Annotated in this window: 22 protein-coding genes; 15 read left to right on the top strand and 7 right to left on the bottom strand. The window is 58.2% G+C overall.

Annotation, left to right across the window (positions count from 1 at the left end; genetic code table 11):
• Positions 1 to 86: 86 nt before the first annotated feature.
• Positions 87 to 1,472: a cysteine--tRNA ligase gene (cysS, locus tag NUX24_RS15600; RefSeq protein WP_047650479.1), complete on the bottom strand. Its 1,386-nt coding sequence runs from the start codon at positions 1,470 to 1,472 to the stop codon at positions 87 to 89.
• 174 nt (positions 1,473 to 1,646) lie between these two features.
• Between cysS and ppiB the strand changes: the two genes are divergently transcribed.
• From ppiB to mnmH, 6 genes are all read left to right on the top strand, one after another.
• The gene (ppiB, locus tag NUX24_RS15595; RefSeq protein WP_023334762.1) at positions 1,647 to 2,141 is read left to right on the top strand and encodes a peptidylprolyl isomerase B; all 495 of its coding nucleotides are present in this window, start codon (positions 1,647 to 1,649) and stop codon (positions 2,139 to 2,141) included.
• 3 nt (positions 2,142 to 2,144) lie between these two features.
• Positions 2,145 to 2,867, top strand: coding sequence for a UDP-2,3-diacylglucosamine diphosphatase (lpxH, locus tag NUX24_RS15590; protein WP_257832659.1), 723 nt, complete (start codon positions 2,145 to 2,147; stop codon positions 2,865 to 2,867).
• 137 nt (positions 2,868 to 3,004) lie between these two features.
• Positions 3,005 to 3,214 (top strand): YdgH/BhsA/McbA-like domain containing protein, encoded by a 210-nt coding sequence (locus NUX24_RS15585; RefSeq protein ID WP_257832657.1) that lies wholly within the window; start codon positions 3,005 to 3,007, stop codon positions 3,212 to 3,214.
• Positions 3,215 to 3,385: 171 nt separating this feature from the next.
• Positions 3,386 to 3,895 (top strand): 5-(carboxyamino)imidazole ribonucleotide mutase, encoded by a 510-nt coding sequence (gene purE / locus NUX24_RS15580; protein WP_257832655.1) that lies wholly within the window; start codon positions 3,386 to 3,388, stop codon positions 3,893 to 3,895.
• Positions 3,892 to 4,959, top strand: a complete 1,068-nt coding sequence (gene purK / locus NUX24_RS15575; RefSeq protein WP_214576098.1) for a 5-(carboxyamino)imidazole ribonucleotide synthase — start codon at positions 3,892 to 3,894, stop codon at positions 4,957 to 4,959. Before purE ends, purK begins: the two co-directional genes overlap by 4 nt.
• 84 nt (positions 4,960 to 5,043) lie before the next feature.
• Complete coding sequence (mnmH, locus tag NUX24_RS15570; protein WP_257832652.1) at positions 5,044 to 6,114, top strand: tRNA 2-selenouridine(34) synthase MnmH; 1,071 nt, start codon at positions 5,044 to 5,046, stop codon at positions 6,112 to 6,114.
• An 82-nt stretch (positions 6,115 to 6,196) separates the two neighbouring features.
• On the opposite strand, the gene NUX24_RS15565 is transcribed toward mnmH, so the two are convergent.
• From NUX24_RS15565 to ybbA, 3 genes are all read right to left on the bottom strand, one after another.
• The gene (locus NUX24_RS15565) at positions 6,197 to 7,342 is read right to left on the bottom strand and encodes a porin (RefSeq protein ID WP_257832650.1); all 1,146 of its coding nucleotides are present in this window, start codon (positions 7,340 to 7,342) and stop codon (positions 6,197 to 6,199) included.
• 183 nt (positions 7,343 to 7,525) lie between these two features.
• Positions 7,526 to 9,940, bottom strand: a complete 2,415-nt coding sequence (ybbP, locus tag NUX24_RS15560; RefSeq protein ID WP_257832649.1) for a putative ABC transporter permease subunit YbbP — start codon at positions 9,938 to 9,940, stop codon at positions 7,526 to 7,528.
• Positions 9,937 to 10,623 (bottom strand): putative ABC transporter ATP-binding protein YbbA, encoded by a 687-nt coding sequence (gene ybbA, locus NUX24_RS15555; RefSeq protein ID WP_047650473.1) that lies wholly within the window; start codon positions 10,621 to 10,623, stop codon positions 9,937 to 9,939. The genes ybbP and ybbA overlap by 4 nt, the downstream gene beginning before the upstream one ends.
• Here ybbA and tesA point away from each other — a divergent pair.
• The 3 genes from tesA to NUX24_RS15540 are packed head-to-tail and all read left to right on the top strand — an operon-like array spanning position 10,594 to position 12,929.
• Entirely contained in the window at positions 10,594 to 11,217 is a 624-nt protein-coding gene (tesA, locus tag NUX24_RS15550; protein ID WP_047650472.1) for a multifunctional acyl-CoA thioesterase I/protease I/lysophospholipase L1, read from the top strand. The two genes, ybbA and tesA, sit on opposite strands and share 30 nt — an antisense overlap.
• 28 nt (positions 11,218 to 11,245) lie before the next feature.
• On the top strand, positions 11,246 to 12,016 hold the full coding sequence (locus tag NUX24_RS15545) for an SDR family oxidoreductase (RefSeq protein ID WP_014882827.1): 771 nt from the start codon (positions 11,246 to 11,248) through the stop codon (positions 12,014 to 12,016).
• A 58-nt stretch (positions 12,017 to 12,074) separates the two neighbouring features.
• The gene (locus NUX24_RS15540) at positions 12,075 to 12,929 is read left to right on the top strand and encodes a co-chaperone YbbN (protein ID WP_257832644.1); all 855 of its coding nucleotides are present in this window, start codon (positions 12,075 to 12,077) and stop codon (positions 12,927 to 12,929) included.
• A 52-nt stretch (positions 12,930 to 12,981) separates the two neighbouring features.
• Here NUX24_RS15540 and fetB read toward each other — a convergent pair whose 3' ends face one another.
• Positions 12,982 to 13,815 carry an iron export ABC transporter permease subunit FetB gene (gene fetB / locus NUX24_RS15535; RefSeq protein ID WP_374693108.1) on the bottom strand — a complete coding sequence of 278 codons (834 nt, stop codon included), beginning with the start codon at positions 13,813 to 13,815 and terminating at the stop codon, positions 12,982 to 12,984.
• The gene (gene fetA / locus NUX24_RS15530; protein WP_257832640.1) at positions 13,757 to 14,428 is read right to left on the bottom strand and encodes an iron ABC transporter ATP-binding protein FetA; all 672 of its coding nucleotides are present in this window, start codon (positions 14,426 to 14,428) and stop codon (positions 13,757 to 13,759) included. Before fetA ends, fetB begins: the two co-directional genes overlap by 59 nt.
• Before the next feature lie 143 nt (positions 14,429 to 14,571).
• Between fetA and NUX24_RS15525 the strand changes: the two genes are divergently transcribed.
• From NUX24_RS15525 to NUX24_RS15515, 3 genes are read left to right on the top strand one after another with little or no spacing between them, the layout of a single operon-like run.
• A complete protein-coding gene (locus tag NUX24_RS15525) occupies positions 14,572 to 15,423 on the top strand; it encodes a hypothetical protein (protein ID WP_257832638.1) in 852 nt (283 codons plus the stop codon).
• A gap of 44 nt (positions 15,424 to 15,467) precedes the next feature.
• Positions 15,468 to 16,382 carry an SPFH domain-containing protein gene (locus tag NUX24_RS15520; RefSeq protein WP_032661456.1) on the top strand — a complete coding sequence of 305 codons (915 nt, stop codon included), beginning with the start codon at positions 15,468 to 15,470 and terminating at the stop codon, positions 16,380 to 16,382.
• Positions 16,379 to 16,831: an NfeD family protein gene (locus NUX24_RS15515; protein ID WP_126329081.1), complete on the top strand. Its 453-nt coding sequence runs from the start codon at positions 16,379 to 16,381 to the stop codon at positions 16,829 to 16,831. Before NUX24_RS15520 ends, NUX24_RS15515 begins: the two co-directional genes overlap by 4 nt.
• Here NUX24_RS15515 and cueR read toward each other — a convergent pair.
• Positions 16,828 to 17,238, bottom strand: coding sequence for a Cu(I)-responsive transcriptional regulator (cueR, locus tag NUX24_RS15510; RefSeq protein ID WP_039263976.1), 411 nt, complete (start codon positions 17,236 to 17,238; stop codon positions 16,828 to 16,830). The two genes, NUX24_RS15515 and cueR, sit on opposite strands and share 4 nt — an antisense overlap.
• A 108-nt stretch (positions 17,239 to 17,346) precedes the next feature.
• Here cueR and copA point away from each other — a divergent pair, with 108 nt between their 5' ends.
• The 3 genes from copA to ybaK all read left to right on the top strand — a co-directional run bounded on the left by copA (position 17,347) and on the right by ybaK (position 21,369).
• Positions 17,347 to 19,845 (top strand): copper-exporting P-type ATPase CopA, encoded by a 2,499-nt coding sequence (gene copA / locus NUX24_RS15505; protein ID WP_257832634.1) that lies wholly within the window; start codon positions 17,347 to 17,349, stop codon positions 19,843 to 19,845.
• Between the two features lie 50 nt (positions 19,846 to 19,895).
• Positions 19,896 to 20,690 (top strand): TraB/GumN family protein, encoded by a 795-nt coding sequence (locus tag NUX24_RS15500; protein WP_045400748.1) that lies wholly within the window; start codon positions 19,896 to 19,898, stop codon positions 20,688 to 20,690.
• 199 nt (positions 20,691 to 20,889) lie between these two features.
• Complete coding sequence (ybaK, locus tag NUX24_RS15495) at positions 20,890 to 21,369, top strand: Cys-tRNA(Pro)/Cys-tRNA(Cys) deacylase YbaK (RefSeq protein ID WP_023310615.1); 480 nt, start codon at positions 20,890 to 20,892, stop codon at positions 21,367 to 21,369.
• Positions 21,370 to 21,395 lie beyond the last annotated feature (26 nt).

Raw genomic sequence — 21,395 nt, 5'->3', positions numbered from 1 at the left:
CCTCACCCCGGCCCTCTCCCACGGGGAGAGGGAGAAAACCTGATAATTCCCTCTCCCCGTGGGAGAGGGTTAGGGTGAGGGGCAAATTACTTACGGCGCCAGGTGGTGCCCTGCGGACCATCTTCCAGAATGATGCCCATCTCGGTCAGACGATTACGCGCCGTATCTGCCGCCGCCCAGTCTTTTGCCTGACGCGCTTCCAGACGCGCTTTGATCAACGCTTCAATCTCCGCCACTTCACCGTCGTCCGCCTGCGCACCGCTCTGCAGGAACACGTCCGGATCCTGCTCCAGCAGGCCGAGCACGGAGGAGAGCTTACGCAGATGGGACGCCAGCGCATTCGCCGCAGCCATATCTTCTGACTTCAGGCGGTTCACTTCGCGCGCCATGTCGAACAGCACGGAGTACGCTTCCGGGGTGTTGAAGTCGTCGTTCATCACTTCAACAAAGCGGGCTTCAAACGCTTCGCCGCCGGCTGCAGGAACGGACCTGTCGGTACCACGCAGGGCGGTATACAGGCGCTCCAGCGCAGAGCGCGCCTGTTTCAGGTTCTCTTCGCTGTAGTTCAGCTGGCTGCGATAGTGGCCGGACATCAGGAAGTAGCGCACGGTTTCCGCATCGTAATACTTCAGCACGTCGCGCACGGTGAAGAAGTTACCCAGCGACTTGGACATCTTCTCGCGGTCAACCATGACCATCCCGGAGTGCATCCAGTAGTTCACGTACTCGCCGCCGTGGGCACAGGTGGACTGCGCGATTTCGTTTTCGTGGTGCGGGAACATCAGGTCCGAACCGCCGCCGTGAATGTCGAAGTGCTTGCCCAGCTGCTTGCAGTTCATCGCGGAACATTCAATGTGCCAGCCCGGACGACCTTCGCCCCACGGGGATGGCCAGCTTGGCTCACCCTCTTTGGACATTTTCCACAGCACGAAGTCCATCGGGTTACGCTTCACGTCAACCACGTCAACACGCGCGCCCGCCTGCAGCTGGTCCAGATCCTGACGGGAAAGCGAACCGTAGGTTGGGTCCGTCGGCACGGAGAACATCACGTCGCCGTTGTCCGCAACGTAGGCATGACCGCGGGCGATCAGCTTTTCGGTGATCTCGATGATTTCGTGAATGTGGTGGGTCGCGCGCGGCTCGCTGTCCGGGCGCTGAATATTCAGGGCGTCGAAATCTTTGTGCATTTCGACGATCATGCGATCGACCAGCGCAACGAAGCTTTCGCCGTTTTCATTAGCGCGCTTGATGATTTTGTCGTCGATGTCGGTGATATTACGCACGTATTTCAGGGTGTAGCCCAGAAAACGCAGGTAGCGTGACACCACGTCGAAGGCGACAAAGGTACGGCCATGGCCAATGTGACAGAGATCGTAAACCGTAATACCACACACGTACATGCCGACTTCCCCGGCATGGATAGGTTTAAATTCCTCTTTCTGGCGCGTCATTGTATTAAAGATTTTTAACATCGAAGATTCCATGTAAACACGTGTGTGGTTGAAAACCAGCTATTCTACCCGTAATTCAAACCCGAAGCAGCACACAATGCAAGGTGATCGCATCCTGTGGTTATGCTATAACAAGCCCCTATAGATGACCCGAAGGCGGGTCGACGTACCACAATAACGGAACAGGATGCAAAAATGGTTACTTTCCACACTAATCATGGCGATATCGTAATCAAAACCTTTGATGACAAAGCGCCTGAAACAGTTAAAAACTTCCTGGACTACTGCCGCGAAGGTTTCTACAACAACACCATTTTCCACCGCGTGATCAACGGTTTTATGATCCAGGGCGGCGGTTTCGAACCTGGCATGAACCAGAAAGCCACCAAAGAAGCGATCAAAAACGAAGCGAACAACGGCCTGAAAAACACCCGCGGCACGCTGGCGATGGCGCGTACTCAGGCACCACACTCTGCCACCGCGCAGTTCTTCATCAACGTGGCTGACAACGACTTCCTGAACTTCTCCGGCGAAAGCCTGCAGGGTTGGGGCTACTGCGTATTCGCAGAAGTGGTTGAAGGTATGGACGTGGTTGACAAGATCAAAGCCGTCTCTACTGGCCGCAGCGGTATGCACCAGGACGTTCCTAAAGAAGACGTTGTGATTACAAGCGTGACCGTCAGCGAGTAATTCGTGGCGACACTCTTTATTGCGGATCTGCATCTGCAAACAGAAGAACCGGCGATTACCGCCGGTTTTCTGCGTTTTTTACGCGGTGAAGCGAAAAGCGCCGATGCGCTGTACATCCTGGGCGACCTGTTTGAAGCCTGGATTGGCGACGACGACCCTAACCCGCTGCACCGTGAAATGGCCGCCGCCATTCACGCGCTGGTAGATTCCGGCGTTCCCTGCTACTTCATTCACGGCAACCGTGATTTCCTGATCGGCAAGCGCTACGCCCGCGAAAGCGGCATGATGCTGCTCCCGGAAGAGCAGGTGCTCGACCTCTATGACCGCAGGGTTCTGATCATGCACGGCGACACGCTCTGCACCGACGATACCGGCTACCTGGCGTTTCGCGCCAAAGTCCACACCCCGTGGATCCAGAAGGTGTTCCTTGCGCTGCCGCTGTTTATCCGCAACCGCATCGCCGCAAGAATGCGCGCGGGCAGTAAAGCCGCCAACAGCAGCAAATCCATGACCATCATGGACGTGAACCCGCAGGCCGTGGTGAGCGTGATGGAAAAGCATGGCGTTCAGTGGTTGATCCACGGTCACACCCATCGTCCTGACGTCCATTCCCTTATCGCCAACGGCGAACCGGCCCACCGCGTGGTATTAGGTGCCTGGCACACCGAAGGCTCCATGGTCAAAGTCACGCCAGAGGGCGTGGAGCTGATCGCGTTTCCGTTTTAACCCCTCACACCATCATTCTATTTTTTTGAATAATATCGGCAAATTGTTTCGATTTTAATCAGCCCGTGGTCGGCCTATTATTTATCACATCAGGGCAACACGCCCTATCCCAGATAAAATACTTAAGGAATACGACCATGAAATCCATCAAAACTTTCGTTGCAGCTGCCGCTCTTTCTCTGGTTTCTTTCGGTTCTTTCGCTCAAAGCGTGAGCGCAACCGCTTCTACCCTTGACCGCGCAGAAGCGAAAATTGCCGCGCAGGCTGCTGAACAGGGCGCGTCTTACAAAATCACCAGCGCGAAGGTCGACAACCGCGTGTATATGACCGCAGAACTGACGAAATAATGATTGCCCATCGGCAAAAGCAGACCGCCAGAATGCGGTCTGTTTTGTTATGAATTGATGACAACAACGGCTCAAGATTTAACCGCGCAACCGTTTTCCTTGCCCGTATAACATGCTATTCTCTGTGCCCTCGAAAGCAGTGTGTTTCGCACCACAGGAGTTTTAAGACGCATGTCTTCCCGCAATAATCCGGCGCGTGTCGCCATCGTGATGGGGTCCAAAAGCGACTGGGCTACCATGCAGTTCGCCGCCGAAATCTTTGAAATCCTGAATGTTCCGCACCACGTTGAAGTGGTCTCCGCGCACCGTACGCCGGACAAACTGTTCAGCTTCGCCGAAAGCGCCGAAGAGAACGGTTATGAGGTGATCATTGCCGGTGCGGGCGGCGCAGCACACCTGCCGGGCATGATTGCCGCCAAAACCCTGGTGCCGGTACTGGGCGTTCCGGTCCAAAGCGCCGCGTTAAGCGGTGTGGATAGCCTCTACTCCATCGTCCAGATGCCGCGCGGTATTCCTGTCGGCACGCTGGCGATTGGTAAAGCGGGTGCTGCCAATGCCGCCCTGCTGGCGGCGCAAATTCTTGCGACGCACGATAAAGCATTACACCAGCGTCTGGCGGAGTGGCGTAAAGCCCAGACCAACGAGGTGCTGGACAATCCGGACCCGCGGGGTGCGGCATGAAGCAGGTTTGCGTCCTCGGTAACGGCCAGCTAGGCCGCATGCTGCGTCAGGCCGGTGAGCCGCTGGGTATTGCCGTCTGGCCCGTCGGGCTGGATGCTGAACCTGAAGCCGTACCGTTCCACCAGAGCGTGATCACCGCCGAGATCGAACGCTGGCCGGAAACGGCTCTGACCCGCGAACTGGCGCGTCATAACGCCTTCGTTAACCGCGACGTGTTCCCGATCATCGCCGACCGTCTGACGCAAAAGCAGCTGTTCGACAAGCTCGGTCTGCCAACCGCGCCTTGGCAGCTCCTGTCTGATAAAAGCGAGTGGAATGACGTTTTCGCGATGCTGGGCGAGCTGGCAATCGTGAAGCGCCGCGTGGGCGGCTATGACGGCCGCGGCCAGTGGCGCCTGCGTGCAGATGAAACGGCAGAACTGCCGGACGATTGCTACGGCGAGTGCATCGTTGAGCAAGGCATTAACTTCAGCGGTGAAGTGTCGCTGGTTGGCGCCCGCGGGCATGACGGGCATACCGTCTTTTATCCGCTGACGCATAATCTGCATCAGGACGGCATTCTGCGCACCAGCGTCGCCTTCCCGCACGCCAATGCTGACCAGCAGGCGCAGGCGGAAGATATGCTCTCTGCCATCATGCACGAACTCGGGTATGTGGGCGTCATGGCGATGGAGTGCTTTATCACCCCGTCCGGTCTGCTGATCAACGAACTTGCGCCGCGCGTGCACAACAGCGGCCACTGGACGCAAAACGGCGCGTCCATTAGCCAGTTCGAGCTGCACCTGCGCGCGATTACCGACCTGCCGCTGCCACAGCCGGTGGTCAACAGCCCGTCGGTGATGATCAACCTGATCGGCACCGATCTGAACTACGACTGGCTGAAGCTGCCGCTGGTGCATCTGCACTGGTATGACAAAGAGGTTCGCGCGGGTCGTAAGGTCGGTCACCTGAACCTGAACGACAGCGACACGAGCCGCCTGAGTGCCACCCTGGAAGCGATGATCCCGCTCCTGCCGCCGGAATATGCGAGCGGTATTGTCTGGGCACAGTCAAAGCTCAAGTAAGACATCTGCGCCGGGGAGTTGACCTTCCCCTTCCCCGGCGTACAATCCCCGCCCATTGCTGCTGAGTTTTCTTCTGGAATAACCATGAACGATGGAACGGACTATCGCGCGATCCTCGCGTCTGATACCCCTTTAATCGACGTTCGCGCGCCGATCGAATTTGCCCAGGGCGCGATGCCTGCGGCGATCAACCAGCCCTTAATGAACGACGACGAGCGCGCCGCCGTCGGTACCTGCTATAAGCGCCAGGGCCCCGAAGCCGCGCTGGCGCTCGGCCATCAGTTGGTGAGCGGCGAGACGCGTGAGGCACGCATCAACGCCTGGCGGGAAGCCAGCCTTGCCCATCCTGAGGGCTTTCTCTGCTGCGCGCGCGGCGGCCAGCGCTCGCATATCTCTCAGGCCTGGCTGAAAGAGGCGGGCGTCGACTACCCGCTGATCCGCGGCGGCTATAAGGCCCTACGTCAGACGGCGATTCAGGTGACCATCGAGCAGTCACAAAAGCCGATGGTGCTGATTGGCGGCTGCACCGGAAACGGTAAAACCCTGCTGGTGAAGCAGCACGCGCAGGGTATCGATCTGGAAGGGCTGGCGCACCATCGCGGTTCGTCGTTTGGCCGGACGCTGACGCCGCAGCTTTCCCAGGCCAGCTTTGAAAACCACCTTGCGGTTAAGCTCCTGAAAAAAGACGCCGCGCGCTGGGTGCTGGAAGACGAGGGCCGGATGATTGGCTCCAACCACCTGCCGGAGTGCCTGCGCGACCGCATGGTTGAAGCCCCTATCGTTGTCGTCGAAGACCCGTTTGACGTCCGCCTTGAGCGCCTGCGCGAAGAGTATTTTGACCACATGTGGGCGGATTTTTCTGCCGCATACGGCGAGGAAGCAGGCTGGAAGGAGTACAGCGAGTATCTGCACCACGGCCTGTTCGCCATTCGCCGCCGTCTGGGGCTGCAGCGCTTTGCGGAATTCACCGCATTACTGGACGCCGCGCTTGTCGAACAACAACGTACTGGCAGCACTGACGTGCACTTCAGCTGGCTTGCGCCGCTGCTGAAGGACTATTACGACCCGATGTACGGCTATCAGCTGGAGAAGAAAGCGGAGAAGATTGTCTATCGCGGGACGTTTGAAGAAATTGCTGAGTGGCTTGATCGTTGAAAAATAAAGCCAGGTGGTTTGTTCCCTCTCCCCGTGGGAGAGGGTCAGGGTGAGGGCATCAGACCGCACCCAACAAGACGACTTAGAAGTCGTAACGCAGACGCACCAGGTTCATATCGCCCAGGTTGTCGGTGCTTGATGTGAACACGTGTTCGTAATCCACGCGGAAACCGTAATCCAGCTGGAAGCTGATACCCACGCCGTTGTCGATGCGCTGGTAGTTACGGCCGTTCACGTACTCAATACGGTCACCCATGAAGTAAGGCTGGATGGATTTAACGCCGTACTGACCGATTGGGAACTTGTAGCCCGCAAAGTATTCAATACCCCATGCATCACCGGCGAAGTAGTCGTTAACAGACACTTTTTTGGTGGTCAGGAAGTTCTGGTACCAGCCGCCGCCTGCGGAGAAGGTCCAGTTGTCCGGCGTCCAGCTCAGCGCGGTACCGAGGATGTTCTGGTCGTAGGTTTTGCTGTCGCCGTTGTCCGGGTTACGCATGTCCGCGCGGGTATAGTTCCACGCCGCGCCCCAGGTCAGGTCGGTGGTCAGGTGGTAATCCAGACCCAGTGAACCGCCGCCTTTACGCTTGTAGCGCAGGCCGTTGCCCGGCAGGTATTCGCTGTCTTCAAACAGGTAGGATGCATAAATGTCGGCATCACCGACGGTTTTCTTATATTTCAGCATCTGGCGTGAACGGTAAGAACCGTCGTAATCGCCGTTGATCCCGTTACCTGGCGCCTGACCGATCATGTCGTAGTCCCAGATATCGGTTTTCGCGCCCACCACATCATAGTAAACGCTGTTCTGTTGACCGAAGGTCAGCGTACCCCAGGTGTCGCTCTTCAGACCGGTGTAGAGCATACGACGCGTGGTGTCGTGTGCGCCGTCGGCGTAGTGGTGATCCCAGTTAAACTGCGCAGGAATATTGACACCCAGCTCGTAGTAGCTGATCCAGCTGATGTCATCAAACAGGTAGTAATCAGCCGCGAAACGGAAACGGGTGCCGCCGTCAAAGCCGTTACGCTTGTAGCTGTTTTTACCGTCGTCGCCGGTCATGTTCTGGAACTGAGGACGAATACTGCCGCCAACGGTAAAGTTCAGGCGGCTCAGCGGGTTACCCGCCTGAGGATCCTGCTTAAGAACCGTGATTTCCGCCTGAGAAGCGAAGGACGTCAATGCCACTGCCGCGCCGATCGTTGCCGCCAGCGCTGATTTTTTTATAGTCATTATTTTTCCTTAATAGACACGCTGCTAAATATTTAGCGGGTGAATATTAACTGGAAATAATCGGGCCGTGTGGTCGGGTTTTTAATGTTTTGTGCTACTAAATGAGTGGGTATTATCACTTTGTGCTATTTAAACGCTGCACGCCGGCATTAAAACCCGGAGCGCAACTATCACCGTGCTAAATCAACTCGCAAACTGACGGAACAGGGCTTTCCCCTTTAACAGCCGCGTGCCGAGCCAGCCTCCGCAAAGAGAAAGCAGCACCGCGCCGCTGAGAGGCAGGATCAACCAGAGACGCCAGTCAGGCTCCCACGGGAAGTCGAAGACCTTTGTCTGCAGCACCGCCAGCGCCGTTTCTGCGCCAATGGCCGCAACCAGACCCGCCACCAGCCCCAGCAGCGCAAATTCGCTCCAGAGCGTCTTGCGCAGCAGCCGTTTACCAGCTCCCAGCGTCCGGTAGACCACCAGCTCCTGATGACGCTGGCGCATGCCCACCTGCACCTGGGCCAGCAGCAACAGCACGCCGCAGATCGTCACCAGCACCACCATGACCTCCAGCGCGCGGCTCACCTGCTCCAGCACCTGCCCCACCTGTTTGAGGATCGCGCCAATATCCAGCAGGCTGACCGTCGGAAACTCCCGGTTAAGCTGGGTCAGCATGCCGTTGCCGTTTTCCCAGCGGAAGCTGGTGAGCCAGCTCTGCGGCTGTCCGTCCAGCGCGCCCGGCGGGAAGATAAAGAAGAAGTTTGGCCGCAGGCTTTCCCAGTCCACTTTACGCAGGCTGGTGACTTTCGCAGTAAAATCCTGGGTATCGCCGGTAAAGGTGACGCTGTCCCCCAGCCTCACGTTCAGCCGCGTCGCCAGCCCCTCTTCCATCGACACTTCCCCCGCTTTCGGCGGCCATGTGCCTGCAGTAAGCGGGTTGTGGTCAGGGCGTTTCTCCTGCCAGGTCAGGTTCAGCTCGCGGTTCAGCGACTCGTCATTGTTCCCCTCCGCTGGCTGACCATTGATCTGGGTCAGACGCGCGCGCACGATGGGATAGAACGACTCGGGAATGATGTGATGCTCCGCCAGGAAGCCCTTCAGCGGCGTGACCTGCTCAGGGGCAATGTTGATCAGGAAATAGTTCGGGCTTTCCGGTGGAAGCTGCTGCTGCCAGCGATCCAGCAGATCGCCGCGCAGCACCAGCAGCAGCGCCAGCAGCATAAACGACAGCGAAAACGCCGACAGCTGGCTGAGCGTTGACCACGGCTGATGCAGCAGGCGGTTGACAGCCAGGCGCACGGGCAGCGATTTCACCGTGAGCCGCTTCAGGACGTTAAGCAGTATCCAGCCCAGCACGCCGCACAGCAGCGCCAGCACAACCGCCCCGGCCAGTACCGCCCACAGCAGCGTGCTGCCCCCCATCAGCCACGCCAGCAGCCCCACCGCCACGGCAATAATCACCGGAAGGTAGAACTTCAGCGGCCAGACGTTCGCCACCACATCGTTGCGAAGCACGCGCAGCGGCTGCGTCGCGAGCAGCAGGCGGTAGGGGCGTAGCCCCACCAGCAGCGAAATCACCGTCATCGCGCCGATTGCCCACAGCCATGGCCAGAGGCTGGCCGGCGGCAAGGCGGCCGGGAGCACCGGTTTCAGCATCACCATCAGCAGTTTTTCAAACAGCAGCCCCATTATTCCGCCGGTCAGCGCGGACAGAATCAGCAGCATCAGCCACTGGCCGACGATCAGCTTGCGCAGCTGCGCCCTGCCCGCCCCCAGGGTTTTGAGGATCGCCACCAGGTCGTAACGGCTGCGGCAGTAATGTCCCATCGCCACGGCAACCGCCGCCACCGCCAGCAGCAGGGTCAACAGGGCCGACAGCAGCAGGAACTGCTGAGAACGCTCAAGAGATTTACCCAGCGCCCCTTCGTCCTGCTCCAGCCCGTACCAGCGGTGCTCTGGTTTGAGCTGCGGCAGAAGCCATTTTTCGTACGCGTCAAGCTGGGCAGGCGTGCCGCCAAACTTATAGCGCCAGGTGACGCGGCTGCCCGGCTGTACAGCATGGGTTGCCGCGACATCCGCGGTGTTCATCAGCAGGCGCGGCGCGAGCTGGAAGGGGTTAAAGCCGGAATCGGGCTCCTGCACCACCTCCCCGGCAATGTTGAGGGTGGCGTCGCCGACGTCGATGCTATCGCCGGGTTTCAGGTTCAGAAGCGCCATCAGACGTGATGCCAGCAGCACCGTGCCGGGCTTCGGCTTCACCCCTGGCGGGTTGGTCTCCAGTTCGCCGTACATCGGATAGATACCATCTACGGCTTTAACGCTGGCGAGCTGCGGCGTGTCGCCCGCAAAGGTCATGGTCTGGAAGCTTATCTGCTCTCCCACCTTCAGCCCTTCTTTGCGCGCCTCTTCAATCCAGCCCGACGGCACCGGGCGGGAGCTTTCCAGCGCCCGGTCCCCCGCCATAAATTCCCGGCTCTGCTGGCTAAGCCCTTTTTCCATGCGATCGCTGACGCTACCGAGCGCCAGCACGCAGGCCACCGCCAGGCTTAGCGCCAGCCAGACAATCAGCAGCGAGGGCGAGCGCCACTCGCGCCAGAACCAGCGGGTAATCATGCCTCCTCCTGAAGAATACCGTTCACCAGCCGCAGGCGGCGGTCGCAGCGGGCGGCGAGCTGCGGATCGTGGGTCACGAGGATCAGCGTGGTACCGTGCTCGCGGTTGAGCGAAAACAGCAGGTCGGCAATTTTGTCGCCGGTTTTACGGTCAAGGTTACCGGTGGGCTCATCGGCAAACAGGACTTCGGGACGGCCGTTGAACGCCCGCGCCAGCGCCACGCGCTGCTGCTCGCCGCCGGAGAGCTGTGCGGGAAGGTGGTCGAGACGCTTGCCCAGACCGAGCTGCTCCAGCAGCGCCTTCGCGTGCGCCCGGCTTTCACGGCTGTTTTCACCGCGCAACAGCGCCGGGAGTTCGACGTTTTCCAGCGCGTTCAGGGTTGGGATCAGCATGAAGGATTGGAAGACAAAACCAACGTGGCGCGCGCGCAGCGCGGCCCGCGCCTCTTCATCAAGCTGATGCAGCGGTTGCCCGACAAGGTGGACCTCGCCGCTGCTGCCGTCGTCCAGACCGGCCAAAATCGCCAGCAGCGTGGACTTGCCGGAGCCGGATTCGCCAATCAGCGCGATGGTTTCAGCGCGTTTGACAACGAGTTCAACTCCGGTAAGGATGGAAAGCTCGTGTTCCCCCTGACCGACGGACTTCTTAAGATGATGAACTTCAACACTGTTTTCCGCTGGCATTTGCCCTTCCTGTTTTTGATTCTGATGACCTTCCGCGCGGCGGCAGCGGACACGTTACTGGTTCTCGGCGACAGTCTCAGCGCAGGCTATCGCATGGCGGCCAGCGCGGCCTGGCCCGCTCTGCTCAACGACAAATGGCAGAGCAAGACCGCTGTAATCAACGCCAGCATCAGCGGCGATACCTCGCAGCAGGGCCTGTCGCGCCTGCCTGCGCTGCTCAAACAGCATCAGCCGCGTTGGGTGCTGGTAGAGCTTGGCGGTAACGATGGATTGCGCGGTTTCCAGCCTCAGCAAACCGAGCAAACGCTGCGCACCATTTTGCAGGATATCAAAGCGGCAAACGCCCAGCCGCTGCTGATGCAAATTCGCCTGCCCGCCAACTACGGTCGTCGGTATAATGAAGCCTTTAGCGCGATCTATCCTAAGCTTGCCAAAGAGTTTGATATTCCGCTGCTGCCATTTTTCATGGAAGAGGTCTATCTCAAACCCCAGTGGATGCAAGACGACGGGATCCACCCCAATCGCGATGCTCAGCCGTTTATTGCCGACTGGATGGCAACGCGGCTGGCTCCTTTAGTTAAACATGACTCCTGATTAAGCGGAGATCCTGACAGGTAAAGTTATGCAAAAATCGGTCTTAATTACAGGATGTTCCAGTGGAATCGGCCTGGAAAGCGCGCTCGAACTGAAGCGCCAGGGGTTTCGGGTGCTGGCGGCCTGTCGCAAACCCGACGATGTCGAACGCATGAACGGGCTGGGCTTTACCGGCGTGCTGCTGGATATGGACTCGCCGGAGAGCGTTGAACGCGCCGCCGATGAAGTGATCGCGCTGACCGACAATCGTCTGTACGGGCTCTTTAACAACGCCGGCTACGGCGTGTATGGCCCGCTGGATACGCTCTCCCGCGAAACGCTGGAGAAACAGTTTTCGACCAATTTCTTCGGCGTGCATCAGCTCACCATGCGTCTGCTCCCCGCGATGCTGCCCCACGGTGAAGGGCGCATCGTGATGACATCGTCAGTGATGGGGCTGATTTCAACCCCGGGCCGCGGCGCCTACGCCGCCAGCAAATATGCGCTGGAGGCCTGGTCCGACGCCCTGCGCATGGAGCTGCGCCACAGCGGCATCAAGGTCAGCCTGATTGAGCCCGGCCCGATCCGCACCCGCTTTACCGAAAACGTGAACCAGACGCAGGCAGATAAGCCGGTCGAAAACCCCGGCATTGCCGCACGTTTTACCCTCGGGCCAGAGGCGGTAGTGGCCAAAGTGCGCCATGCTTTTGAGAGTGAACATCCCAAAATGCGCTATCCGGTAACGCTGGTCACCCACGCCGTAGGCTGGTTAAAGCGCCTGCTACCGGGCCGGATGATGGACAAAATTTTGCACGGTTGAGTTGAAGCGACGACGCTCATCCCCATGTAAAGAACAAACCGACAAAAGAGAAAGCCGCATGTCCGTACAGAATATCGTCAATATTACAGAAGCTAACCTGCAACAGACCCTTGAACAGTCGATGACCAAACCGGTCCTGTTCTACTTCTGGTCTGAACGCAGCCAACACTGCCTGCAGCTGACGCCGGTGCTGGAAAGCCTTGCTGCGCAGTACAACGGTCAGTTCATCCTCGCGAAGCTGGACTGTGACGCCGAGCCGATGGTGGCGTCCCAGTTTGGTCTGCGCGCCATTCCTACCGTCTATCTCTTCCAGAACGGCCAGCCCGTTGACGGTTTCCAGGGGCCGCAGCCGGAAGAGGCGATCCGCGCCCTGCTGGATAAAGTGCTGCCTCGTGAAGAAGAGCTGAAAGCGCAGGAAGGCATGGCGCTGATGCAGGAAGGTAAATACGACGAGGCGCTGCCGCTGCTCAAAGAGGCGTGGCAGCTGTCGAATCAGAACAGCCAGATTGGCCTGCTGCTGGCGGAAACGCAGATCGCACTGCACCGTTCAGAAGACGCGGAAGCCGTGCTCAAAACGGTTCCGCTGCAGGATCAGGACACCCGCTATCAGGGTCTGGTCGCGCAGATTGAGCTGCTGAAACAGGCGGCGGACACCCCGGAAATTCAGCAGCTGCAGCAGCAGGTTGCCGACAACCCGGCCGATGCCGCGCTGGCAAGCCAGCTGGCGCTGCAGCTGCACCAGGTGGGGCGTAACGAAGAGGCGCTTGAGCTGCTCTTCAGCCACCTGCAAAAAGACCTGGCAGCCGCAGACGGTCAGGCGCGTAAGGTGTTCCAGGAGATCCTGGCCGCGCTGGGCACCGGAGACGCGCTGGCGTCGAAGTATCGTCGTCAGCTGTACGCCCTGCTGTACTGATAAAAAAAAGCCCGGTGGCGGCTTCGCCTTACCGGGCCTACACAAGCCGATATTACCCCGTCTTTTTCAACTGCGACACCACCAGCTGGTGGCGCGCGTTGTAGAACTTCCGATAGGTCAGGTAGCAGGCAATGATGGTTGACAGGCTTGCCGTAGAGAGCAGCATAAACGTCACCATAATCTGATACTTAATCGCTTTTACCGGATCGATACCGGCAAAAATCAGCCCCGACATCATGCCCGGCAGGCTCACCAGCCCCACCGTTTTGGCTGAATCTACCGTTGGGATCAGCGATGAACGAATGCTCTCACGGATCAGCCGCGCCGAAGCCACTTTTGGCGTCGCCCCCAGGCTTAGTTTCTCCTGGAGCTGCTGCTGTTCACTGCTGAAGCGCTGGCCGAGATTGTTATAACAGAGCCCAACGGCCACCATGGCGTTCCCCGCAATCATCCCGGAGATAGGGATAACCTGCATCGGCGTAAACGCAATCGAGCCGGAGAGCACCAGCACCGCCAGCGTGAGCGCCGTCCCGGTGGTAATGGCGATAAACGACGAGATAAACGCCTTATCAATGTATTTACTGCGCTTTTTCGCATTCCACGCCGCGTTAAAGCAAATAAAGAGCACCATGAGCAGCGTCAGCACCGCGTGGTTAACGTTGAAGATATACTTCAGGACATAGCCGACGATGATGAGCTGAATCACCGCGCGGCAGATACTCCACACAATATCTTTTTCCAGCCCCAGCTTTTCCCGGTAGCTGACCACAATCGCAATCAATACCAGCACCATCGAAAAGGCCAGCGATTCGTTGGTAATGTTATGTTCACCCACGGTTTGCCTCCTGCATTTTCCCGCCGTGCGGCTGGAGCGTAATAACGTCATCCGCATGGGTTATCTCGTTAGCGTCGTGCGTCACCCACAGCACGGCAATATTTTGCTCCCGGGCATAGCGATGAATAATCTCGTTGACGTTGCGCTTGTTGACGTCATCGAGCGCGCTGGTGATTTCGTCCAGCAACAACACCTTGGGTAAAAACTGCAGGTTGCGGATCAGCGAGACCCGCTGCTTTTCTCCGCCCGACAGCGAAGTGATGGATTTGGTCAGCGTCTCCTGCGCCAGGCCAAAGCGGGCCAGATCGTGGAGAAACTTTTCCGGCTCCGGCGTTTTATTGCGGATTTGCCACGGGAAAATCAGGTTGTCATAAACCGTATCGCCAAACAGCACGGGGGTTTGCACGCAGTAGGAGACCTGCTGGCGGTAGCTTTCCGGGGACAGCGTTGCGATATCCTCTCCTTCAAACAGAATGGTTCCCTCCGTCGGGCTGAGGAGTGAGGCCACAATTTTCAGCAGCGTGCTTTTACCGCAGCCTGAGGGGCCCGTGATTAATTTAAACTCGCCCGGCGACAGGCTAAACCCGACGTGCTGAAGAATAATGTTTTCTCCAACACGAAATCCAATATCCCTGAGTTGTAATAGTTCTTTTTTATCGTTCATTACGCTTCCGTTAACCGCTTCGTGTAATAACCGCCTGTAGCATAATCCTTTCGTGCGCACAGCGCGAATAGCCTCACGCTAAAGCAAGTGTTAAACTTTTTGTTTGTCATTTGTCTCCACCATCACTACAGGAAGTAAGCAGCATGGCACATATCTTTTATGAGTTTCCTTCCCTGAAGCCTGGTGTTCCTGATGTCGAAACATTAATGGAAGTCATCAAATCGTCGGAACTCACGCGTTTTGTGATTGGTGCAGAGGTGGTGGATTTTGTTAAGAAGGCGCTCATCGTGAACACCACGATCGGCAGCTTCAAAAATTGCTATTTCGCCTTCGACAACGGGACACACTTCCTGGAATTTGACGGCAAGGGAAAATCAAAACGTTTCAGTGAAGTACCCGACTGGTTCGTCTCTCCGGCTGAATTTTCTCGTACCCAGTGGCTTATCAACCACGATCTTGCGGATGTAAAAGCCACCCGATTCATTGACGTGCTGATGTCCTACCCGCTGAAAGAGCGCCGCGCGCACTGTAATTTGTTATTCGGACTGGAGCTGGAAAAGGTGAATGCGGTTCCGGCCGCAGCGTCAGCCGCAGGGAAAATCGGCAATAAAAACGGCAAAACGACCAAACCGCGCGTGACCGATCTGGGATCGTTTGAATTGTTCAGCCAGTTCTTTGCGCGCATGAAAACCGCCGTGCTGGCCGATGTGTTCCCCACCCTGCAGGTCCTGACGGGCATGGATAATCTGACTAAAGCGCCGCATAATTTAAAGCAGGGTATCAGGACGTGGTTCAAGGCCATCGCGGGCGACCTTCCTCCCAATAACAAGCGCGTTGAAGCGGGAAATGCCGTTCTGTTCTGCGCTCCTATTCGCGAACAGATCCAGCGTATCGAAGCGCTGGGGCTGGAGAAGTACTACCAGGGATTATCCAAAGCCATTGCCGAAGCGGGTGATGGATTCATCTCTGACTTTACCTATACTTACGAGCAATAAACACACACTTTCACTCATCACAGCATGCAAAACAGGAGGTTTTTATGCTTATCGTTGTTCCTGTCCTTATTTTCGTTGCGCTGGTTATTGTGGGCGCAGGCGTCAAAATTGTTCCCCAGGGTTATCAGTGGACCGTTGAGCGTTTCGGTCGATATACCAACACGCTCCAGCCAGGCTTAAGCCTGATTGTTCCGTTCATGGACCGGATTGGTCGCAAGATCAACATGATGGAGCAGGTACTGGACATTCCGTCTCAGGAGATCATCTCCAAGGATAACGCCAACGTCACCATCGACGCCGTCTGCTTTATTCAGGTGATTGATGCGCCGAAAGCGGCCTATGAGGTCAGCAACCTGGAGCTGGCGATCGTCAACCTGACGATGACCAACATCCGTACCGTACTCGGCTCGATGGAGCTGGACGAGATGCTTTCCCAGCGCGACAGCATTAACACCCGCCTGTTGCACATTGTCGATGAGGCCACCAACCCGTGGGGGATCAAGGTCACCCGCATCGAGATCCGCGACGTGCGTCCGCCGGCGGAGCTGATCGCCTCCATGAACGCCCAGATGAAAGCCGAGCGAACCAAGCGCGCCTACATCCTGGAAGCCGAAGGGGTGCGTCAGGCCGAGATCCTCAAAGCGGAAGGGGAAAAGCAGTCGCAGATCCTGAAAGCGGAAGGCGATCGTCAGTCCGCGTTCTTACAGGCAGAAGCGCGTGAACGTTCAGCCGAAGCGGAAGCCCGCGCCACTCAGATGGTGTCTGAGGCGATTGCCGCCGGTGATATCCAGGCCGTTAACTACTTTGTCGCGCAAAAATATACCGATGCGCTGAAAGAGATAGGCTCCGCGAACAACAGCAAAGTGGTGATGATGCCGCTGGAAGCCAGCAGCCTGATGGGCTCTATCGCCGGTATTGCCGAGCTGATTAAAGACAGCGGAAACGAGCGTAAAAAATGATTGAGCTGATTGTTGCACATCCTCACGCCTTCTGGCTAAGCCTCGGTGGCTTATTGCTGGCGGCGGAGATGCTGGGCGGCAACGGCTACCTGCTCTGGAGCGGTGTTGCCGCCGTCATTACGGGCCTTCTGGTCTGGATCCTTCCCCTGGACTGGGCGTGGCAGGGCGCACTGTTTGCCGTACTCACGCTGGTGGCCGCGTGGCTGTGGTGGCGCTGGCTCAACCGGCGGGTTATCGAGCAGAAACCGGTGGACGCGCATCTCAACCAGCGCGGACAGCAGATTGTCGGCAAGCGTTTTACGCTCGACACCGCGCTGGTGAACGGGCGCGGGCACATGCGGGTGGGCGACAGCTCGTGGCCGGTGGTCGCCGACGACGACCTCAGCGCCGGCACGCGGGTTGAGGTCATTGCGGTGGAAGGTATTACCCTGCGGGTGAAGGCCTGTTAGACAGAGGCTTTACGATGACAGCAGCCGGCAAGATTGTCGATAATCGGGCAGTCGGCGCTGTCATCCCCCGGACAGGATTCCGCGAGCTGCAGCAGCTGTTCGCGCATCGCCTGCAGCTCAATGATGTGGCGTTCAATCTCGGCCACTTTTTCCAGCGTGCGTTTTTTCACGTCGGCGCTGTGACGCTTCGGATCGTTAAACAGGTTAACCAGCTCGCCGCACTCTTCCAGATTAAAACCGACCTGTCTTGCCTGGCGCAGCAGCGTCAGTTCATCCAGATGCAGCTGCGTGTAGCTGCGGTAGCCGTTTTCACTGCGCAGCGGCGGCGTCACCAGCCCCTTCTCTTCATAAAAGCGGATTGCCTTGCTGGTTAAGCCAGTTTTTTTTGCCACGTCACTGATATTCACATTTCCCCCTTGACCTTCCCCTTGATGGAAGGTTTAACCTTTATAACAGTCAGTGAAAAGCACTGTATCGGTCAACAACTGACCAGATCATTATACGGGAGTTTTGTTATGTCTCACACTATCGACCTGACGCTGGACGGCCTCTCCTGCGGTCACTGCGTCAAACGCGTTAAAGAAAGCCTGGAACAGCGCCCTGACGTTGAAAGCGCTGACGTGACTATCGATCATGCCGCCGTGACCGGCAGCGCCAGCGCGGATGCGCTGATCGATACCATCAAGCAGGCCGGTTACGGGGCGGAGTTAAGCCACCCAAAGGCTAAACCGCTGGCAGAGTCATCATCCCCGTCGGAAGCGCTGACAGCGGCCACTCCTGAGCTTCCGGCAGCGGATGATATTGATGACAGCCAACAGTTGCTGATCAACGGCATGAGCTGCGCCAGCTGCGTCTCCCGGGTACAAAACGCCTTGCAGGCCGTTCCGGGCGTCGCGCAGGCACGGGTAAACCTCGCGGAGCGCACTGCGCTGGTGATGGGCAGCGCCTCCGCCGCAGATTTAGTGCAGGCCGTTGAGAAAGCGGGCTATGGCGCAGAGGCCATCGAAGATGATGCCGAGCGCCGCGAGCGCCAGCAGGAAACGGCTATCGCCACCATGAAGCGCTTCCGCTGGCAGGCGATCGTCGCCCTGCTGGTGGGTATTCCGGTGATGGTGTGGGGCATGATGGGTGACAACATGATGGTCACCGCTGACAACCGCACGCTGTGGCTGGTGATTGGCCTGATTACCCTTGCGGTGATGGTGTTTGCAGGCGGGCATTTCTATACCAGCGCCTGGAAGAGCCTGAAAAACCGCACCGCGACCATGGATACGCTGGTGGCGCTCGGTACCGGCGCGGCGTGGCTCTATTCAATGAGCGTGAACGTCTGGCCGCAGTGGTTCCCGATGGAGGCGCGGCATCTCTATTATGAAGCCAGCGCGATGATTATCGGCCTGATTAACCTGGGCCACATGCTGGAAGCCCGCGCCCGCCAGCGCTCCTCAAAAGCGCTGGAAAGATTGCTTGATTTAACCCCGCCGACGGCCCGCGTGGTCACGGACGAAGGGGAAAAAAGCGTCCCGCTGGCGGAAGTTCAGCCCGGCATGACGCTGCGCCTGACGACGGGCGATCGCGTTCCCGTTGACGGCAAGATAACCCAGGGCGAAGCCTGGCTGGATGAAGCGATGCTGACCGGCGAGCCTATCCCCCAGCAGAAATCAGACGGCGACGCCGTTCACGCCGGTACGGTGGTGCAGGACGGCAGCGTGCTGTTTACCGCCAGCGCCGTCGGCAGCCACACGACGCTGTCGCGTATTATCCGCATGGTGCGCCAGGCGCAGAGCAGCAAGCCGGAAATTGGCCAGCTTGCTGACAGGATCTCGGCCATTTTTGTGCCGGTGGTGGTCGGCATTGCCCTGCTGAGCGCGGCGATCTGGTATTTCTTCGGCCCGGCACCGCAGATTGTTTACACCCTGGTGATCGCCACCACGGTGCTGATCATCGCCTGTCCTTGCGCCCTTGGCCTGGCGACCCCGATGTCGATTATCTCCGGCGTAGGCCGCGCGGCCGAATTTGGCGTACTGGTGCGGGACGCGGACGCACTGCAGCGGGCCAGCACCCTTGACACGCTGGTGTTTGATAAAACCGGCACGCTGACCGAAGGCAAACCGCAGGTGGTGGCCGTCACTACCGCAGGCATTGCGCAAGAGGAGGCATTGCGTCTCGCCGCCGCGCTGGAGCAAGGCTCCAGCCATCCGCTGGCGCGCGCCATTCTCGATAAAGCGAATGCTTCTGCCCTGCCGCCGGTCAGCAATTTCCGCACCCTGCGCGGGCTCGGCGTCAGCGGTGAAGCAGAAGGCCACGCGCTGCTGCTGGGCAACCAGGCATTGCTTAATGAAAACGGTATTGATACCGCCGCCCTGGAAAGCGAGCTGAAGGCGCAGGCGTCACAGGGCGCCACCCCGGTTCTGCTGGCGGTGGATGGCAAAGCCGCCGCGCTGCTGGCCGTGCGCGATCCGCTTCGCCAGGACAGCGTGGACGCCCTGCAGCGCCTGCATCGTGCGGGCTACCGTCTGGTGATGCTGACCGGAGACAATCCGACAACGGCCAACGCCATCGCGAAAGAAGCCGGAATTGATGAGGTCATTGCAGGCGTGCTGCCGGACGGTAAAGCGGACGCCATCAAGAAACTGCAAAGTCAGGGTCGTCAGGTAGCGATGGTCGGCGACGGCATCAACGATGCCCCGGCGCTGGCCCAGGCGGACGTGGGGATTGCCATGGGCGGCGGCAGCGATGTGGCCATTGAAACCGCGGCCATTACGCTGATGCGCCATAGCCTGATGGGCGTTGCCGATGCGCTGGCCATTTCAAAAGCCACGCTGCGCAACATGAAGCAGAACTTACTGGGAGCGTTCGTCTATAACACCCTCGGTATCCCAATCGCGGCCGGTATTTTGTGGCCGCTGACCGGCACGCTGCTTAATCCGGTGGTCGCGGGTGCGGCGATGGCGCTCTCCTCCATCACCGTGGTGAGTAACGCCAACCGTCTGTTGCGGTTTAAACCGAAGGATTGAACGTTGTACCCGTACGCGCTAGCATGAACCTTTCCGTTCATGGAGCGCGTATGGGTCTGTTTAATCGTATAAAAGCATCGTTTCGCGCCCTCTTTCCTCGCCGTTATGCCTGGCCCGGTCTGGATATCTCTCTCCCCGGCGGGCAGCACCTGCATCTGGTCGGCAGTATTCATATGGGTACGCAGGATATGTCTCCCCTGCCACCCGGCCTGATTAAACTGCTGAAACACGCTGATGCGCTGATCGTTGAGGCGGACATTTCGGGTCAGGAGTCGCCGTTTGCCGGACTTGAGAGCGATCTCACCCTGGCGGAGCGCCTGAATGAAACCCAGCTTGCGGAGCTGACGCGCGTCGCGGATGAAACCGGCGTGTCGCTCTCCATGATTGACACCCTGCCGCTCTGGCAAATTGCGATGGTGCTGCAGGCCACGCAGGCGCAGCGTCTGGGACTTCGCGGTGACTACGGCATTGATTACCAGCTGCTGAACGCGGCAAGGGCCCGCAGTATGCCCATCATCGAGCTGGAAGGGACGGACAGCCAGATTGCGCTTCTGCGGCAGCTTCCCGACGACGGCCTGATGCTGCTGGATGATACGTTGACCCACTGGCACACCAACGCGCGCCTTCTGCAGACCATGATTGGCTGGTGGCTGGACGCGCCGCCAGCGGACGGTAAGCTGGCGTTACCGTCGACGTTCAGCGAATCGTTATACGATGTGTTGATGAATGCGCGTAACAAAGCCTGGCGGCAGACGCTGCATGCGTTACCTGCGGGGCATTACGTGGTGGCGGTTGGGGCGTTACATTTGTACGGAGAAGGGAATTTGCCGTCACTGTTGAAATAAAAAAATGGCCAATATTTCTATTGGCCCGTCAAAGAGGAATTTCATCGTTTTTATTATGCCGAAGGAGACCTTCGGTTGAGCCGATTGTCGCTCAAAGTAACCATCACTGCCAATACTATTGCGCAAGATGGTGCTATTTTTTAGACAAACGTCAGGCGTATGCTGTGTGCATGATTTGTCTGTCGTAAGAAGGATAGCTATGACTCCCGCCGTTAAATTACTCGAAAAAAACAACATTTCTTTCCGGATCCACACTTACGATCACGATCCGAATGAAACTAACTTTGGTGATGAAGTGGTGCGCAAACTGGGGCTGAATGCCGACCAGGTTTATAAAACGCTGCTGGTGGCGGTGAATGGCGATATGAAACACCTCGCCGTCGCGGTCACTCCGGTGGCGGGGCAGCTGGATCTGAAGAAAGTCGCCAAAGCGCTGGGGGCGAAGAAGGTGGATATGGCGGACCCGATGGTTGCGCAACGCACCACGGGCTATCTGGTGGGCGGGATCAGTCCGCTCGGGCAGAAAAAACGCCTGCCGACGCTGATTGATGCCCCTTCACAGGAATTTGAAACCATCTTTATATCCGGCGGCAAACGCGGGCTGGATATCGAGCTTGCCGCGGGCGATCTGGCAAAAATGCTGGACGCGAAGTTTGCGGATATTGCGCGCAGGGATTGATGAATGTGCCCGGCAAGCGCAGCGCC

This window comes from Enterobacter sp. HG048 (genome assembly GCF_024702055.1).
In the GTDB taxonomy this organism is placed as follows: domain Bacteria; phylum Pseudomonadota; class Gammaproteobacteria; order Enterobacterales; family Enterobacteriaceae; genus Enterobacter; species Enterobacter dykesii.
The sequence above is the reverse complement of the archived record's forward strand: the minus strand, read 5'-3'. Positions and strand labels throughout refer to the sequence as shown.

Bases quoted from the DNA above. Each gene is read 5' to 3' on its own strand.
- NUX24_RS15545 (WP_014882827.1), top strand. From the start codon at position 11,246: ATGCAAAAATCGGTCTTAATTACAGGATGTTCCAGTGGAATCGGCCTG.
- cysS (WP_047650479.1), bottom strand. From the start codon at position 1,472: ATGTTAAAAATCTTTAATACAATGACGCGCCAGAAAGAGGAATTTAAA.
- purK (WP_214576098.1), top strand. From the start codon at position 3,892: ATGAAGCAGGTTTGCGTCCTCGGTAACGGCCAGCTAGGCCGCATGCTG.
- ybbP (WP_257832649.1), bottom strand. From the start codon at position 9,940: ATGATTACCCGCTGGTTCTGGCGCGAGTGGCGCTCGCCCTCGCTGCTG.
- NUX24_RS15515 (WP_126329081.1), top strand. From the start codon at position 16,379: ATGATTGAGCTGATTGTTGCACATCCTCACGCCTTCTGGCTAAGCCTC.
- NUX24_RS15500 (WP_045400748.1), top strand. From the start codon at position 19,896: ATGGGTCTGTTTAATCGTATAAAAGCATCGTTTCGCGCCCTCTTTCCT.
- fetA (WP_257832640.1), bottom strand. From the start codon at position 14,428: ATGAACGATAAAAAAGAACTATTACAACTCAGGGATATTGGATTTCGT.
- ppiB (WP_023334762.1), top strand. From the start codon at position 1,647: ATGGTTACTTTCCACACTAATCATGGCGATATCGTAATCAAAACCTTT.
- ybaK (WP_023310615.1), top strand. From the start codon at position 20,890: ATGACTCCCGCCGTTAAATTACTCGAAAAAAACAACATTTCTTTCCGG.
- mnmH (WP_257832652.1), top strand. From the start codon at position 5,044: ATGAACGATGGAACGGACTATCGCGCGATCCTCGCGTCTGATACCCCT.
- purE (WP_257832655.1), top strand. From the start codon at position 3,386: ATGTCTTCCCGCAATAATCCGGCGCGTGTCGCCATCGTGATGGGGTCC.
- fetB (WP_374693108.1), bottom strand. From the start codon at position 13,815: ATGACGTTATTACGCTCCAGCCGCACGGCGGGAAAATGCAGGAGGCAA.
- tesA (WP_047650472.1), top strand. From the start codon at position 10,594: ATGAACTTCAACACTGTTTTCCGCTGGCATTTGCCCTTCCTGTTTTTG.
- NUX24_RS15540 (WP_257832644.1), top strand. From the start codon at position 12,075: ATGTCCGTACAGAATATCGTCAATATTACAGAAGCTAACCTGCAACAG.
- ybbA (WP_047650473.1), bottom strand. From the start codon at position 10,623: ATGCCAGCGGAAAACAGTGTTGAAGTTCATCATCTTAAGAAGTCCGTC.
- copA (WP_257832634.1), top strand. From the start codon at position 17,347: ATGTCTCACACTATCGACCTGACGCTGGACGGCCTCTCCTGCGGTCAC.
- NUX24_RS15525 (WP_257832638.1), top strand. From the start codon at position 14,572: ATGGCACATATCTTTTATGAGTTTCCTTCCCTGAAGCCTGGTGTTCCT.
- NUX24_RS15520 (WP_032661456.1), top strand. From the start codon at position 15,468: ATGCTTATCGTTGTTCCTGTCCTTATTTTCGTTGCGCTGGTTATTGTG.
- NUX24_RS15585 (WP_257832657.1), top strand. From the start codon at position 3,005: ATGAAATCCATCAAAACTTTCGTTGCAGCTGCCGCTCTTTCTCTGGTT.
- NUX24_RS15565 (WP_257832650.1), bottom strand. From the start codon at position 7,342: ATGACTATAAAAAAATCAGCGCTGGCGGCAACGATCGGCGCGGCAGTG.